Raw genomic sequence first — 15,753 nt, 5'->3', positions numbered from 1 at the left:
AAGGTGTGTACTCTGTTTCTGTTTCTATTACGCCTCCGTTTCCCATCAGTTTGGCAAGCGTCGTCGCACCGTGGCGTCGAGGAATTTCAGATCCTCTCGCTCAGGCAGGAACCAGACCAGACCGAACCGGAGCAACGACGTATTGGGCCACCACCCGATCCGGACAAACCGATATACTCCTGCGCTTTCACCAAGAAAAAGGTACAGCTCGCAGTTTGAGAGAAAAATATCTGGCTCCCATCCATATTCGGTTATGGGCACCTCGTACACCCCAATCACCAGAGGATATCGAAAATTTACTGGCGCAACTCCCCCGCTGGGTAGGCACCGAAGATAACTGGAGAGAATTTCAAAAATCCCCTCAATGGAATGCGCTCCCTGAAACGCTTATTCGTGCCCACCAAGAGCATCCCGGAGTACGACTGGGCGCTACCGGCGAGATCTTCAAAAACACCGTTGCTTCTATTACAGAACAACGGGTCACCGGCATCGAAGCTATGGGCGGACTACGCGCCATCCTTCGGCAAACGGCGTCTGCAGCACCCCAAACAGGACTACCCGACCAGCCCCGGGGAATGCTTTTCTTTCCCTCACCTCAAACTTTGGCGTCTCTTCCTTCGTGGATATGGCACAGGGCCGGTTACGATCGCGCACGCGCCGATACCATCGTCTCTTTTGCCCAACGGGCTGAAAGCATCGAGCGACTTGCTCAGAAAGCGACTGCCGATCAACTTTCTGTTGCTCTTTCCAGCATCCGAGGCATTGGCCCCTGGACCATCGCGGAGGTACTGCAACGAACTCACGGCCACCCCGACGCAATTAGCGTGGGAGATTTCCATTTAGCCCACCACGTAGGTTGGGTATTTGAAGGTCAACGCGCTACCGACGAACAAATGGTCAGGCTGCTAGCACCTTTTAGTGGCAATAGAAATCGAGTAGTAGCTCTCATCAAAGTTGCAGGCATTCAAGAACCTCGACGAGCACCCCGTTACAGCCCCCAAGACCACCGCAGCCATTAATAAAGTATCGGAGGCAGCATACGCTACCTCCGATACTTCAACATATTTTCAGGAACTAACCTCTCAGCAAACTATGCCTGCTGGTTACCTTCTTCTTTCTGCGCTTCTTCAACTTGCTTGCGCACTTCGTCCATATCCAATTCACGAACTGCAGAAATAACCTGCTCGAACTGCGAGCTGTTCAATGCACCGGGCTGCGAGAAAACAAGAATGCCCTCGCGGAATGCCATCAAAGTAGGAATCGAGGTAATACCTGCAGCAGCAGCGAGCTCCTGCTGATCTTCAGTATCAACCTTTCCAAAAGTGATGTCTTGATGCTTCTCCGATGCTTCTTCATATACAGGTGAGAACTGCTTGCAAGGACCGCACCAGTCAGCCCAGAAATCCAAGAACATGATGTCGCTGTCTTGGACTGTTTGATTCAAATTTTCTTGAGTAATTTCTTGTGTAGACATACCTCAAACCCTACCTGGCACAGCTTCAAGTTCCAACTCATTTATGCTCACGATGAAGCCAAATAACTCTCGAACTTAAAACAAAAAGTCTCGATCTGTTTTCAGATCGAGACTCATTGGTGGCAGATGAGGGATTCGAACCCCCGTAGGCAGTGCCAGCTGATTTACAGTCAGCCCCCTTTGGCCGCTCGGGTAATCTGCCGAGACCAAAAACTGGTACTCTATTCGCATGAGCGAACGAGATAACACTACCGAACATTTTCCAAAAACCAAAATCGAATGCGAGGATTGTGACTAATACAACCCCTCCTGCTTAGGTCACTACCAAATTTTGCGATCTCACCATCTGCTCTTCGCCCAGCCATGTGACAAAATTTTGCGCATAAACGATGGCCTGCTCCGCAGTGCACAAACCGCTTTTTACTTCATGCAAAATATCCCGTTGGACTCCAACGAAACGCTCTCGTGCCATCGGATCCTCGAGACTCTCTCCTAAACGAGAAATCTCCAGCTCCGCGTCTCTCAGCGATGTTGCTTGCAGACTGCGATTTTTATTACTCATGCTTTAAGTCTTCAACTCAAAGATGAACTCTAGCTGAGAAATCGGTCACATCTTTATAACAATTTTTCCCCACCCATTTTCTGCGCCCGCTAGGCTACATCCACGGAAACCTGTAATTTAGTAGGTACATAGCTCTTCTACAAGAGCGCAAGAGATTTTCCCTTACCACCACCATCTGAGGAGAAACATGGCTAGCGAATCATCATTTGATGTTGTTTCAAAAGTAGACAAGCAAGAAGTATCAAACGCTTTGAATCAGGCTTCCAAAGAAGTAGAGCAGCGTTACGACTTTCGCGGAGTGGGCGCATCCATCGACTTCTCCGGTGAAAAAATTATGATTAAAGCCAATGCAGAAGAGCGCGCTCAAGCTGTCCTGGATGTTTTCCAGTCCAAGCTCGTCAAGCGTGGTATTTCTTTGAAGTCATTGGAGGCGGGTGACCCTTACCCCTCCGGCAAGGAAACTCGCATTGAGTGCTCCATCAAAGAAGGTATCGCTCAGGATCAGGCAAAGAAAATCACTAAACTGATTCGCGATGAAGGACCCAAAGGCGTCAAAGCAACCATCCAGGGAGACGAACTACGAGTATCTTCCAAATCGCGTGACGACCTCCAGGACGTCATCGCGCTCTTGAAGAGCTCAGAACTTGACGTTGACCTCCAATTCGTCAACTACCGCTAAGCACCACTTTACGGTTCATAAAGAAGGACGGCGCCTCCGGCGTCGTCCTTCTTTAGTTCAAAAGCGGTGAATCTTTAATTTTACAGCTGCCCCATTGCCCGAGCTTGGTTCTCTAGACGGGCGATACGATCCTCCATCGGAGGGTGAGTGGACATCAACTTTTGCATGTCCCGACCACGGAATGGGTTGGCAATCATCATAGCGGCGGTAGAGACTACTTTTTGATCGTTAGCAGGCAAAGGGTAACGGCTATTTCCGTTCTGCAATTTGTGCAATGCCGATGCCAATGCCAACGGGTCCCCCGTCAACTCAGCGCCGTCCTGATCTGCATCGTATTCCCGGGTTCGACTAATTGCCATTTGAATTATTCCCGTTGCAATTGGTGCCAAGAAGGACATCAATATGGCTACCAGAACGTTGCCTCCACCGCCCTCTCGATTATTACCACCAAAGAGACCGGCGAATCCCAGCACCTGAGCAATCGACGTAATGACAGCTGCAATTGCTGAAGCAACTGAACTTGTAAGAATATCGCGGTTATACACGTGCATCAGCTCGTGCCCCAGAACCCCGCGCATTTCGCGCTCATCTAAGAGTTGCAAGATTCCTTCGGTAGCGCAGACAGCCGCATTTTGAGGATTACGGCCGGTTGCAAAAGCGTTAGGAGTCAAGGACGGAGCTACATACAACCGTGGCATGGGCTGGTTGGCTTTAGCAGAAAGCTCCTCAACAATTTGATAAAGTCCCGGAACCTGCTCCCTGGTGACAGGGTAAGCATTCATAGAGCGAATAGCGATTTTATCGGAATTCCAATAGGAATATGCCACCATACCTACGCTGATGAGGGCAAAGAGATAGATAAACAAGCTGCTCCGCGTCAGACCGGCGAGCACCGCGCCGATAAGAAGCAGAACTCCAACCATTCCGCCTAATAGCAAAGTGGTCTTCAAACCATTCTGATGATTGTGCATATTCATTTTAGGCTCTCTTTCTCCACGTTTCAGCCTCGGTTTATTACAGAGTATCGATAATGATTGAAAAAAACATCATGTTTGCTCAAAACGAAGCGAGAGACAGGATTATCCTGTCTCTCGCTTTATGTCTTATCGGCACTGAATGTAGCTGATATGGTCCACTCCATAGATCGCTGTCAACACATACGTTGTGTATATAGAGTTGAGGGCCTTCTCAGGAATATACCGATACATCACATGTGTGTGACCATGATCCTGGTATCGAATCAGACACCGCTTATTGGTTGCAACGTTTTTCTGATCGAAATCGTGCCAAGGAACTGCCTGGGACCACGCTTTGAAATCTGCCCCGCTATACCATTGGGGAACTTCACCTGGGTTATCAGGGATAACCGGGATAACGGGGTTCTCGGGTTCAGTAGGTGTAACCGGCTCGGTGGGGTCAGTTGGCGTAACTGGCTCGGTAGGATCAGTAGGTGTAACCGGCTCGGTAGGATCAGTAGGTGTAACCGGCTCGGTAGGATCAGTTGGCGTAACTGGCTCGGTAGGATCAGTAGGTGTAACCGGCTCGGTAGGATCAGTAGGTGTAACCGGCTCGGTAGGATCAGTAGGCATTGCTCGATCCGCAGGTGTGATGGGATCCACTGGCGCGACAACGGGGTCTGCCTTTTCTGCAGGTGCTTGGGTAACAGGGGCTGGAGGCGCAGCCTCGGCAGGCACTGTGTCTACAGGAGCTGCAACTTTAGCCTCAGCTTCAGGAGGATTCTGAGCTTCAGCGACTGGGGCAGCTTCTTCGGTAACGATGCGAGGAGCAGTTTCGTGACCAGGGTTATCTGCGAGCGCCTCACCGGATGAACCAGTTGCTGTTCCTGCGGCTGAAGTTACCGCACCCTCATCAGCCATGGACGAATCATTCGCAGCAGATCTTCCCTCCGAAGATGGAGACTGGGATGAAATCGCAACTAAACTCTCATTATTTGTTGCCTGAGCAAGACTACTAAGAGCGTTCTGTTCGTCTTCTGATGCGAGCAACGCCGATTCAACGGCTTTCAGTACATGTTCGTTTGCAGATGCAGTTACCAAGGTAGGTAAAGCAGAAAGATCTTCGCCGCTCCCTTGCGAAAGTCCCTGAGCCAGGGATTCCAAAACAGGAACATCACTGCTGCGTATGGATTCATCAGAAGAGAAGCCACTAAAGGGATTCGATTCAAACTGACGCCCCAGCGGCAAAGGCTTTTCAGTTTTCTTCTGGCTAGGTGTCTGCTGAGTTTTCTGATCTGGAATCTTGGTAGAAAACCCTTCTGCAGTAATTTGCTGAGCATCTTGATGCGCTGGTTCGCTCATCGCCACACCGCCCACCACTGCAACTACTGCCGCAGTTAAAGTTGCGGCACCCGCAAGGATTTGGCTGGGCGTGCCCCAGCTCCTCGGAGAAAGAAGAGAGAAATTAGAACCGGTAGCAAATGCAGAGGAAGCAGATGCATTTTCTGCAGAAGAGGTTGTTGCGTTTGAACCGCTCTGAGTGCCTCCCACCGACGCCGCCGCAACAGGCGCAATCAGCGCAGAGCCGTCCGTCGTCCAGATAGAAAGTCCAGCCAAAACTGGGAAGACCCAGCTACGCATGGACTTATTAATACCGACTAGAGAAAGATATTCGGAGGTGCAGTAATTGCACGTTTCCATGTGTGAGCGCAGAGCGTCTGAACGTTTCTGACTGAGCGATCCACGCACATAGGGGCTGATATGAGAAGAAAATCGGTTACAGTCCGCCGTCGCAGGGGCATTCTGGTGGGCACGAAGAAAACCTTCTTTAAGGCTTTCTTTAGCGCGAATCGCAAGGGCTGACACAGCATTGGGGGTGAGGTCCATTGCCGCGGCAATTTCACGTGGTTTCTTTGCTTCAATCTCGCTCATCCACAGCACGGTTTGCCATCGTTCAGGCAAAGAAGTGAACGCGGAAATTACTTCATCAGATTCGTGAAGTTGTACCACGGTTTCGTCAAGGGTCCCCATTGCCTCAATATGTTCTTGCTCGCTGGGGACTTCCTTCTTCGTCAGCAGTCCGTATTCCCCCGCTAGATGCGCGATGGTGGTAGAGAGGTAGCCGCCCATATAGGAGTGGGGACCTTTACCGTTTTTGAGTGCTTGAAGGATGCGGGCAAAAGATTCAGAGACAATGTCATCAACACGGTTAACATCAGAAGTGTGTTTAAACGCAATAGCACGAGCCATAGGGTAATAGCGCTCATAGAGTTCTCCATAAGCTTCAAGTTTGCCCTCGAGAACCGCCAGTAGCAGCGCCTCATCAGTTTTTCCTGACGCGGCGAGCGTATGTTGCGTTTGCATTTCTTAAGTCCTGTGCCGTGGTGATTCTTCAAAGAATCGATTCAGATTGTCAAAGTGTGCGAGCCCTCTATTTCCCCAACTTGTCGCTACATCTTTAGATATCAGCCCAGAGACTGTGCAACATTTTAGAGGACACATTTCTAAATATACCTGAAGAGGAAAAAACTAGAACCCGACTTAAGTATTAACTGTGCAAACAAGAAAGAGCCCGCGCTCCCTAAAGCGCGGGCTCTGATCGGGGCAATGCACCCGAAGGTACATTGCCTTCCATCTCTCCATTGAGCTGGATTCTTCCCTTTTCAACCGAAGAAGTTGATTGCGAGTCAACTCTGGCCGAAAGGTGTAATGAGCAATTTCGGTTCCCTATGAGCACCCAAGTGCTTCTTTTCCGATCTTGCATTCCCTATTTTCTTGTGGCTCCTGTTCCCTAAATGAGGAGCCTTACCTTCGCGTTCTTCACCTTCGCGGGGGCGTGGGTGGCGAAGACTTGATTGTTACCACCGGTGCGACGAGATCTTTTCTCGAAAATGGCACATACATCAAATCGTTGGCGCGAAGCCCGGTTTTTACGCCGTCACTAGTTAAGAGCGAATTACGCACAAATCATGACGCGAAAATCTGAGAAATTTTCAAAACTTTTTAAAAATTTAGCAGAATTGCCTCCTGACTAGGGCAAATACTGAAAAATTAAGTTTGAAGAAATTTTATTTTTCGCTCGCAAGCCACCTCTCGCAAAGGGCCAGCCTGCTATCAAAGTTGTTATTCTGAATTATTCACAATAGACTATTTTCTTACTACTAACCCGACCGAGAAAGACTATGCGATGAAATCACTCATGCTCACACCTGAGATACTGGCTGAAGCATGGACCACTACATTGCGAGCTAAGGGTCGGCGAGTCACCAAACAACGTCTTGCAGTTCTTAACGCGGTTCAAAACCACCCGCATGCAACTGCCGAAGAAATTGTGCAGGGTGTACGCCAAGAAATTCCCACCATTACGGTTCAGTCGGTCTATGTTGTTCTCGCCGATTTAGTAGAAATCGGCATGCTCCAGCGTTTTGAACCCCCAGGGACTCCCGCTCTCTACGAAACCCGCACGGGAGATAACCACCACCATGCTTTCTGCATCAGATGCGGGAAAGTAGAGGACGTCGACTGTGCGGTGGGAGCAGCGCCTTGCCTCACCCCCAGCGACTACCACGGGATGGCTCTCATTTCAGCGGATGTGCTCTATCAAGGAATCTGTGTCCGTTGCCAAACAGATTCCGAGGCAGAAATTGCCGAGCAGCAGCAACGTCAAGCTCAGCAGCTCCACCACTCCTAAAGAACATTGCAAACAAAAGAGGGTAGCGCTAGGAATTCCTAGCGCTACCCTCTTTTCTCTTACTGACGCTTCATCCCTGAATTATGTGCAGGCTCTATCCTTATGCTGCGGCTGCCGACTCCACAATCGAAATCAGTTCACGAATCTGCTTCATGGGCAAGGTCGCTGAAGGATTCAAAGCGTTGATACGAACCGCGCTCACACCCAGTTGATCTGCAAACTTAAGAACATCTAACGCAGGCGCAGAACGAACCTCTAGAGACGGATCCAAAGCTGCGATTTCAGCCGCGGAAGTAAAGACCAACATAGTATCGGGCTCTTGATCTGCAGGCACTGGAACAAACACAGGTGAATCCCCTCCGGGATGTACACCCATCAGCAACACAGCACCTGGAGCAACAAGCGATGCCAGAAGAATCTGCATATTACCGCTCATCAAAGCATTCTTGGTTGCATCATTATGAGGGGTCTGTAGCACCCAGCCCACCTGCGGTTTTTCGATAAAACACTCATGGGGAGCACCTGGATCGATCACAATGACATCGCAGGTTTCATCCGCCAAAAACTCCCGGAAAACTTTTCCAGCATGGTCGCGCAAGATAACAGGTTCGGACTCTGCATTATGACGTTTGTGTTCCTCAAACACATACTGAGAGCTGGAGTACAGGCACAGTGCGCGCAGACCATTGTTCAAACGCAGAACGCGGTAGCGGATAGTAGACTGCGGCCCCATCTTCTGATTTCCCAACGGAACAAAATCAGAGTCAGAAATATCGAGGAGAACTTCTCCGCCCAAAGAAGCCCGCAGAACGCTGATGACATTCGCGTCGTTTCGGATGCCTTCGGTACGTGCCAACGCCGTAGAAAGATAAGAATTGGGAATCTCAAACTCAGGCGCTGCAGAAGGCGAAGAGGTCTCAGAGACCTCAGCCAACCGACGTCCATTCAAACGTTGGCGGCCCCACTCAGGAATCTGGTTCTCTTCGCGGGGGAAATCAGCTAAATGCGCACGCAGCTCACGAGCGGTCAGACGTCCTTCGCCCTCCCAGTCCTGGGGTTCATCTTGACGGTTGTAGGCCGCCCCAATTTCATATTCAGGCTCAGGCCAGTTCTTTGCTGTGACGACAACGGTTGCAGTAAACCAGGTGCCTTCACGCTCGTCGTAGGCACCATGCTGCAATTTTTCGATCTCAGGAATCACAGGAGATTCTTTTTTCAGCGGCCCAATGCTGCCTACAAAATCTTGATCATCACGAGATTCCGTAATGCGTACAAAGATTTGCTCAGACAACGGCTTGATATCTAAGACCAGCTCATTCCAACCTGGCTCAGCTTTAACGGTGCTCAGAAGCCAGCTTCCAATCTGAACGAGAGCCTCTTCAATCATGGCTGGTCGTTCGGAAGCTTGATAACGAGGTTTGTGATTCATCTTGTTCTTTCTGGCCGAGTGCAAGCGGTGTCCCTGAGTGCTGTGATGTTCCCTGACTCTTGATACTGAAGTATTATCCCAAGAATTACTTCAAAATGAGGCCTACCATCACTCAACTTAAGTATGACTCTTTCGAATTTCAGCCAGCACTTAAGGCTACAGGATGCCCCCTACTTAGAAGGCTGGTTGGGTTTCGCACTGTACCAGCCCTATTCAAGATTGGTCTGTTTTCGCTCTCCCTTTTCAGCGAAATGACCCGCTGAAATGCAGTTTTGGTTGCTAGCCTTAATAACATGACTAAAACACTGCAGGATTTGATTGACGAATCAATCTTTATCTCCACTGAATACCAGGCGCGTCTGGCTGAAATTAGCAGCGGCTCAGAGTGGACCGTTGATTTCGCTGCCCCGTCTTTCACCCTTCAGTCTGATAGCTCCGTGACTCTGACCCCTTATCTTTTGGGTACTGAGTCTGAGAACCGCGGATCCTGGATCTGGTCCTGGCAGGAACTTGGACATTTCCCCGATACCGTAGTTTCAGCGGCAATTCAGGCTCGTGAAGCTGGCGCACAACACGGTATCTCTGAGCTCACCACCGACGAACTAGTTCTCTCCGATGGTCTAGCTCGCCGTCTGACTCTTGCCTCCAAAGCTGTCACCGGTTTGTACGCGCACTACCCCGTCACCGCTGGCGCCGGAGTGCGGGCATGGATTTTGGTAGATGGGGAGGCGCTAGAACTCGAAGCTCCTACGGTAAACCGTATGGGTCGAGTAATGGCTGAATCCCTCAAAAACAACACCATTGTCAACCAGCAACGTGCCGTAGATTCATACGCCCGTCTGCGCGGTGCTCACATTGCCTGGGACACTGAGGCAACTGCCGTCATCACTGCAACCGACGGTGCGCTGCGTCTGTGGTTCGACAACGGCAAGATTTCCGGCATCGAAGGCGCAGAGCCCAGCGTTGATTCCCACGAACTCAACCGCTGTGCACAGCACGCGGCGCAACTGCGCGAAAAAATGACTGCGGAGCGCCAGGAAATTGAGCGCATCGCTGCCGCTGAAGCTGCACAGCAAATTACCGCTCGTGAGGCTGCTCACGATGCAGAAGTACGCGAACGTGCAGAGGCAGAAGCTCAGGCACAGGCCAAAGCACAAGAAGTAGCCCGTCTGGAAGCTGAAGCTCGTGAACAAGAAAATGAGAAGAAGGAAGAACTCCCCTCTACCGTCGCTACTCCTCAGCCCGAGACCGAGACTGTAGAAGATGTCGAAGGTGTCACCACTACCGATCGCGTCTACCCCCATGCCGAGCAGCCCTACGACCAGGACCCCAGCGAAAACGCCGAACCAGGTCGTGTTACTACTTCTGGACTTTCAGAAGAAGAACTTGTCTCAGAATCTAAGGAAAGCGAAGATCGCTACGACTCCTCAGCAGAATCAGAGACCGCTGCTGAACAGCGCTATGAAGAAGCTGAAAAGCTTGCCCAGGAAGACGTGGAAGAGGAGCTCGAAACCGAGCGCCGCCGTCCTTCACCCTTCCGAGTAGCCGGTTCAGCTCCTGACCTTGAAGCTGAACGCGCCGAGGCAGACACTGAAAAGCCTGTCAAGGAAGAAAAGGAAAAGAAGGGCTTTTTCTCCCGTTTCTTTGGTCTGTAAGAACACCATGAGAAGTCCCGGTTCTACACGAACCGGGACTTTTCTGTCTAAGTAAAAGGAAAATAGATGACGCAACGGGTTGCTGCTGATAAAAATTCCGCAGGTCTGTTGGCAACGGGTTACCCTTCAATCTTTGCGCTCACTATTGCCTCCCTTTTGATTGGGTGCAACTGGTTGCTCTACGTACTGGCAACCACTAGCGGGCATACTCTGGACGCCTCGCTAGGTTACTTTATGAATCCCTTAGTATCGGTTCTACTGGGAGTTATCTTTTTAGGCGAGCGGCTCCGCTTCATGCAATGGACTGCAGTAGGTATAGCCGCCTCTGGGGTGATTGCCATGAGCGTCCTTTACGGACATGTTCCCTGGATTGGGTTAGGTCTTGCCACCACATTTGGTCTGTATGGGCTGGTCAAAAGCAAAGTGGGAAAACGAGCTACCCCACTTCATTCATTTGCGGTGGAGTCAGCGTTACTTGCTCCTCTGGCAGCAGCGTGCATGGCGTTTCTAGCTTTTCGAGGAAGTATGACGCTTTTTTCTACCGGGGCAGCCCATTTCTGGATTCTGGCGGCTTCGGGTATCGTCACCGCAGTTCCGCTACTTCTCTTTGCTGACGCCGCGTCCAAGCTACCCCTGAGCGTGGTAGGGATGGTGCAGTATATTAACCCCACCATTCAGTTTCTGATTGCTCTCTTTATCTTTGATGAACGTTTGGCGCCCATGGAATGGGCAGGTTATATCGCAGTTTGGATTGCGTGCATTCTCTTCACATTTGATGCCGTCAACTCGTCGCGAGTCACACGCCGGGCAGAAAAAATTCAGGACGTCGCTGCTACCGGTTCCCTGGGAATAATTGACATCGACCGGGCGGATCGCTCAGATCATTGCTAGCCTCAGCCAACCCCTCCTCAGAAATAAATAAAGAAGGGGTCACACCGAACAACGGTGTGACCCCTTCTTAGAGTGCAGAACCATCTCGCGATGGAAGAAAGAAAAGTCTACGCTTCACGGTGTACTACAGCGTGAGCGAACGATTTGAGTGCCTCTTTAGCGGTGGACTCTGGCAGCGGCTCAATAGCCGCAATAGCGTCGTCGGCCCACTGATAGGCAATATCCCAGGACTGTTGCGTTACTGCGTGCGCAGACAGGGCTGATACAGCTTCCTCCAATGCCTCATCGGTAGAAAGGTCACCCCGAATAATTCCCTGGATTCGAAGTGCTTCGACGTCGCCCGCCGCGGCCTGCCGATCCAACAAAATCGTAGGGAGAGTCGGGATGCCTTCGCGCAAATCGGTGCCGGGCGTCTTACCGGAAACCTTTCCTTCGCCGGTGACGTCAATGACGTCATCAGCAAGCTGGAATGCAACCCCCACGAGTTCACCATAGCGGCCGAGCATCTGCACAACAGACTCAGGAGCACCAGAAAGCGACGAGCCATAAAGACCAGCAGCAGCAATCAGAGAACCGGTCTTCCCCTCAATCACCTTGATGTAGTGACTCAAAATTTCTTCATCGGTATCGGGCCCGGTTGTTTCAAACAACTGCCCCAGTACTAAGCGTTCAAAGGTCGTCGCCTGGATGGTCATCGCACGCTGACCCAAATCGGCAACTATTCCTGATGCGCGGGCAAAAATAAGATCGCCGGTAAGGATAGCTACCGAGTTGCCCCAGATATGCTGGGCGGTATCGACGCCTCGACGCTTGGGAGCATCGTCCATGACATCATCATGGTAAAGCGTAGCGAGATGGGTCAATTCCACGACCACAGCGGCATCCAGCACCTCATCCGAGATTTCACCGCCTGCAGCCGCTGCCAACAGAGTCAGCAAGGGGCGAACGCGCTTACCGCCAGCGTTGAGGAGGTGGCGAGAAGCAACATCAGCGATGCGAGAGGTTTGTGCGACTGCCTGTTCGAGGCGGTTCTCAATCTCTGCCAATGACTCAAGAATCTGTGGGCCGAGCTTTGTGTCTTGCGCAATAACTTCAAAACCTCGAGGAAGCCTGAAGTCAAAATCGCCATAGAGCTCAGTTGCTGAACCGGACTCTGAGGGGTGCTGGGTATCAGTCACGATGGGGTTTCTTTTCTTCTCGTGCTTAATAATTGCTGAGGGCTGAAGGCTTGAAACCGCGGTGGATTGCCACGATTCCGCCGGTGAGGTTGCGGTACTGAATGTCCTGCCAGCCGGCTTCGCTAAAGCTCTGAGCCAACTGGTCCTGAGAAGGCCAGGTCATAATTGATTCCGCTAAGTATTCATAAGACTCAGGGTTTGACGACGCAGCACGCGCTACCGGAGGAATAGCCTTCAGAATGTAATTCTTATACAAGGGGCGGAAGGCTTTAATCGTCGGCGTGGAGAATTCCAACACTACGATGCGTCCGCCAGGCTTGGTCACGCGGTACAACTCGCGCAACGCCTTCGGATAATCTGCCACGTTACGCAAACCGTAAGACATGGTGACCGCGTCAAACTCGTTATCTTCGAAAGGAAGATTGGTGACGTCCGCCTGCACAAAGGTAATGTCGGGGCGACGGCGGCGTCCAACAGCCAACATGCCCTCGGAAAGGTCTGCAGCCACGACGTCTGCCCCGGCGTCCGCAAAAGGAACTGACGAGGTACCGGTGCCGGCGGCAATATCCAGAATTCGCTGCCCTGCCGATGCTTCAACCGCTTTAACGGTATGACGGCGCCACCGCAGGTGTTGCCCGCCGGACATCAGACCGTTCATCAGGTCATAGCGTTCCGCTACCTGATCAAACATAGAGGCGATATCAGAAGTTTTTTTATTGAGGTCTGCACGATTCACTTTGCTATTGTTTCACGTTTATCTGCAAAGCTCACGGCGGGTTCGCATTTCTGCCTCATGAATTGCATGACCTTCGCCTATTTTCCGCCCTCTTGCGAGGAAACACGGTGAATATTCACGGTAATCCCGTTGTGTTCTCCAAAGGCGTGTGCCACATCCTGCAGGTTGACTGCATGCGGGGTAGTGAAGAATCGTTCAACTGTCGCTGAGAAATCGGGGTGTTTTCCTAATTGGCCGTGTTCGAGAGTTGCGAATATCCCTCCGCCGTTGTCGTCGAGTACGTCCACGGTGAGGTGGGGTTTTTTCTCTAAGGGACCAATGTTCATCGACGAGGCGTCGTGCAAAAAGGTGATGTCGCCACACAGAATTCGAACCGATTGGGCTGGCTCTCCGTTCAGCGCTGAGGCAAGCGATATGCCAGCACCCACAGAAAGTGTCCCGTCGATTCCTGCTAGACCTCGGGACGCAAAGACCTGTGGCACAGGTTGCCCAGCAGATCTAGCAGTGTTCCAAGGGGCGATGATATCCAAGTCCCGAATCAAATTCGAAGAGCCACAGAGCAGCACTTCACCGTTATTCGCCGCAGCTTCCCACGAGGATAAAGCAAGCGACATTCCAGCTGCCCGACCGTTATTCTTACCGGTGGTTCGGTACCTGCGGACTTCATCCATCAAATCTTCATGGACAGCGCGTCCAGCATTTTGCCAAGCGTTGAGCCAACTCTCACCGCCTTGGACCGTCAGATCCTGCGTAGAGCCGGCAAATTGCGCAAGTTCCCTCAGGTCGCTGATAGGTTTCTCAGCCCTTTGCCCCGGCTCAAACCACGACGGCGCTGCTGGGGTATATACGGCTTTTTCCAGCGAAGGATGCTCAAGTAAAGCGGTAATCGGTCGAGATAGGGTGGGGTGGCCAAAAAGCACCACTCGTTCAATACTCTTCCAGAGTTCACTGCCCTGCAGAGCCCGATAGGACAAGACCGCATTCTGCGCCCCAGTAAGACCCGCTGAAGGCTCAGCAAAAAGCGGAAGAGCTAAGGACTCTGCAAAGTCTTGGGCTATCTGACCTGCAGAATCCCCTGCAATGACCACAGTTTTATAACCGGTGGAAACATCTGGAATATCTTCTAGTACCTGTACTTGCAAAGCAGAGGCATGGCTCATTGGATGAGAATCTGAGGCGACGTCGTCTTTGAGCGAACGAGCCCATTGGGTAAGGATTTTCCCCAACTTTGCCGGGGGTGTGAGCGGAGTATCGAAAGCTAAATTGAGGTGCACCGGTCCACGAGGGGTTGAGGTGTTATCGCGCCACTGACCATCTTTGCCAAATGCTACCGACAGCGCGTGGGCAAGAGCTACCGTTTGCGCTCCGGATTCATCGTGGGGATAGTCGGTCAGATCAACTTCTGCACGCACAAAGGTGCCAAATATTCCCGGTTGAGTAGTGGTTTGGTTGGCGCCACTACCCCGTAGTCGTGGAGGACGGTCGGCACTCAGAACGACGAGCGGAATGCCCGAATGGTATGCCTCCATGACGGCGGGCATGAGCTCCCCCACTGCGGTTCCGCTGGTGGTAACGATGCCCACCGGAGTGGCTGATTTTTTCGCTAGACCTAATGCGAGAAAGCTCGCGCTGCGTTCGTCGATACGAACATGGCTAGATACCACACCATGGGCATCTAACGCTGCCAGCGCGTATGCCAGAGGAGCACTGCGGGAGCCCGGGGAAATCACCACATGCTCCAGGCCTGCTCGCACCAACGAATCGAGGACTGAAACAGCCATCATCAAAGAATCAGGGAAAGAAGTATTGCTCACCTTCCCAGTCTATACAGTACCCTTTATTGCATCGGACACCGTAGTTAAATAAAAAAGCCCCCGAGTTTTACGAACGCTCGGGGGCGCCAACAAATCCGCTTCTCAAGTGGTGGAGTGACTACTTTGAAGAAGTGATGAGGGGACTATTTACCGGTAACAGCAGAGTAGTCGTAGTACATGTCCCAACGCTCTTCAGCGGTGAGATCGGGGGTCAAGAAAATCTGCTTGAAGTTTTTGACGACCTTGTCAGAAACAGTCTGAACTTTGCTTGCCTTAGCTGCTGATTGTAGGAAGAACATCATAACCTCTGTTCATGTGGGGGATGCCGCCGGGGAGCGGCAAGGGGATAAAAACGGATTTATATAAACTTTACAAGTAAAGCTCTTTTGCTGTGATTCAAGAGTAACTTATCTTAAGAAAACTCGTCCCACAAGTAGGGGACAAGGCTATTTTTATTCTTACCTTGCAAAGAAATTTTAGGGGACAAACCCAACAAATTGCAGACCAATTTTGCGATTCGACCCCTAATCCAATCCCCAAAATGTAATCAAATTATTTATATATACAAATAAGCTGGGTCTAATTGGGCATGATAGGTTTCTCACTGCCCGTCCGGACCTCAGCGGTACTCGTAATAGCAATCCCAACGCTCTTGAGGACTAAGCGACGGAGTAAGAAACATCTGACG

The 15,753-nt window shown here is 51.3% G+C and carries 14 protein-coding genes and 1 tRNA gene; 5 read left to right on the top strand and 10 right to left on the bottom strand.

The genetic code is table 11. From position 1 onward, the window contains the following. Nucleotides 1-5 precede the first annotated feature (5 nt). Nucleotides 6-1,019 (top strand): DNA-3-methyladenine glycosylase family protein, encoded by a 1,014-nt coding sequence (locus tag IDM48_RS02795; RefSeq protein WP_151145419.1) that lies wholly within the window; start codon nucleotides 6-8, stop codon nucleotides 1,017-1,019. 71 nt (nucleotides 1,020-1,090) lie between these two features. Here the strand turns inward: IDM48_RS02795 and trxA are convergent, their stop codons facing one another. From trxA to IDM48_RS02780, 3 genes are all read right to left on the bottom strand, one after another. After that, nucleotides 1,091-1,474, bottom strand: coding sequence for a thioredoxin (gene trxA / locus IDM48_RS02790; RefSeq protein ID WP_068169160.1), 384 nt, complete (start codon nucleotides 1,472-1,474; stop codon nucleotides 1,091-1,093). Between the two features lie 117 nt (nucleotides 1,475-1,591). Continuing rightward, nucleotides 1,592-1,676: transfer RNA gene (locus tag IDM48_RS02785), tRNA-Tyr, on the bottom strand. 111 nt (nucleotides 1,677-1,787) lie between these two features. Continuing rightward, nucleotides 1,788-2,036 carry a hypothetical protein gene (locus tag IDM48_RS02780; protein ID WP_068169163.1) on the bottom strand — a complete coding sequence of 83 codons (249 nt, stop codon included), beginning with the start codon at nucleotides 2,034-2,036 and terminating at the stop codon, nucleotides 1,788-1,790. Nucleotides 2,037-2,223: 187 nt separating this feature from the next. Between IDM48_RS02780 and IDM48_RS02775 the strand changes: the two genes are divergently transcribed. After that, complete coding sequence (locus IDM48_RS02775) at nucleotides 2,224-2,715, top strand: YajQ family cyclic di-GMP-binding protein (protein WP_068169165.1); 492 nt, start codon at nucleotides 2,224-2,226, stop codon at nucleotides 2,713-2,715. Between the two features lie 80 nt (nucleotides 2,716-2,795). On the opposite strand, the gene htpX is transcribed toward IDM48_RS02775, so the two are convergent. Further along, entirely contained in the window at nucleotides 2,796-3,686 is an 891-nt protein-coding gene (gene htpX / locus IDM48_RS02770) for a zinc metalloprotease HtpX (protein WP_151145616.1), read from the bottom strand. A gap of 132 nt (nucleotides 3,687-3,818) precedes the next feature. Continuing rightward, complete coding sequence (locus IDM48_RS02765) at nucleotides 3,819-6,035, bottom strand: sigma-70 family RNA polymerase sigma factor (RefSeq protein WP_151145415.1); 2,217 nt, start codon at nucleotides 6,033-6,035, stop codon at nucleotides 3,819-3,821. Nucleotides 6,036-6,858: 823 nt separating this feature from the next. Here IDM48_RS02765 and IDM48_RS02760 point away from each other — a divergent pair. Beyond that, nucleotides 6,859-7,362, top strand: a complete 504-nt coding sequence (locus tag IDM48_RS02760; protein WP_151145412.1) for a Fur family transcriptional regulator — start codon at nucleotides 6,859-6,861, stop codon at nucleotides 7,360-7,362. A 100-nt stretch (nucleotides 7,363-7,462) separates the two neighbouring features. Here IDM48_RS02760 and IDM48_RS02755 read toward each other — a convergent pair whose 3' ends face one another. Beyond that, the gene (locus IDM48_RS02755) at nucleotides 7,463-8,791 is read right to left on the bottom strand and encodes an SseB family protein (protein ID WP_151145409.1); all 1,329 of its coding nucleotides are present in this window, start codon (nucleotides 8,789-8,791) and stop codon (nucleotides 7,463-7,465) included. Between the two features lie 293 nt (nucleotides 8,792-9,084). Between IDM48_RS02755 and IDM48_RS02750 the strand changes: the two genes are divergently transcribed. After that, entirely contained in the window at nucleotides 9,085-10,446 is a 1,362-nt protein-coding gene (locus tag IDM48_RS02750; protein ID WP_151145406.1) for a DUF6882 domain-containing protein, read from the top strand. 66 nt (nucleotides 10,447-10,512) lie between these two features. Beyond that, nucleotides 10,513-11,337, top strand: a complete 825-nt coding sequence (rarD, locus tag IDM48_RS02745; protein WP_151145403.1) for an EamA family transporter RarD — start codon at nucleotides 10,513-10,515, stop codon at nucleotides 11,335-11,337. Between the two features lie 107 nt (nucleotides 11,338-11,444). Here the strand turns inward: rarD and IDM48_RS02740 are convergent, their stop codons facing one another. From IDM48_RS02740 to IDM48_RS02725, 4 genes are all read right to left on the bottom strand, one after another. Beyond that, entirely contained in the window at nucleotides 11,445-12,515 is a 1,071-nt protein-coding gene (locus tag IDM48_RS02740) for a polyprenyl synthetase family protein (protein WP_068169171.1), read from the bottom strand. A gap of 25 nt (nucleotides 12,516-12,540) precedes the next feature. Further along, complete coding sequence (locus tag IDM48_RS02735; RefSeq protein ID WP_068169172.1) at nucleotides 12,541-13,251, bottom strand: demethylmenaquinone methyltransferase; 711 nt, start codon at nucleotides 13,249-13,251, stop codon at nucleotides 12,541-12,543. A 77-nt stretch (nucleotides 13,252-13,328) separates the two neighbouring features. Further along, nucleotides 13,329-15,065 carry a 2-succinyl-5-enolpyruvyl-6-hydroxy-3-cyclohexene-1-carboxylic-acid synthase gene (menD, locus tag IDM48_RS02730; RefSeq protein WP_238398021.1) on the bottom strand — a complete coding sequence of 579 codons (1,737 nt, stop codon included), beginning with the start codon at nucleotides 15,063-15,065 and terminating at the stop codon, nucleotides 13,329-13,331. Nucleotides 15,066-15,208: 143 nt separating this feature from the next. Then, entirely contained in the window at nucleotides 15,209-15,367 is a 159-nt protein-coding gene (locus IDM48_RS02725; RefSeq protein ID WP_158004403.1) for a hypothetical protein, read from the bottom strand. Nucleotides 15,368-15,753 lie beyond the last annotated feature (386 nt).

The organism is Rothia amarae, from assembly GCF_014705945.2.
GTDB classification, from domain to species: domain Bacteria; phylum Actinomycetota; class Actinomycetes; order Actinomycetales; family Micrococcaceae; genus Rothia; species Rothia amarae.
The sequence above is the reverse complement of the archived record's forward strand: the minus strand, read 5'-3'. Positions and strand labels throughout refer to the sequence as shown.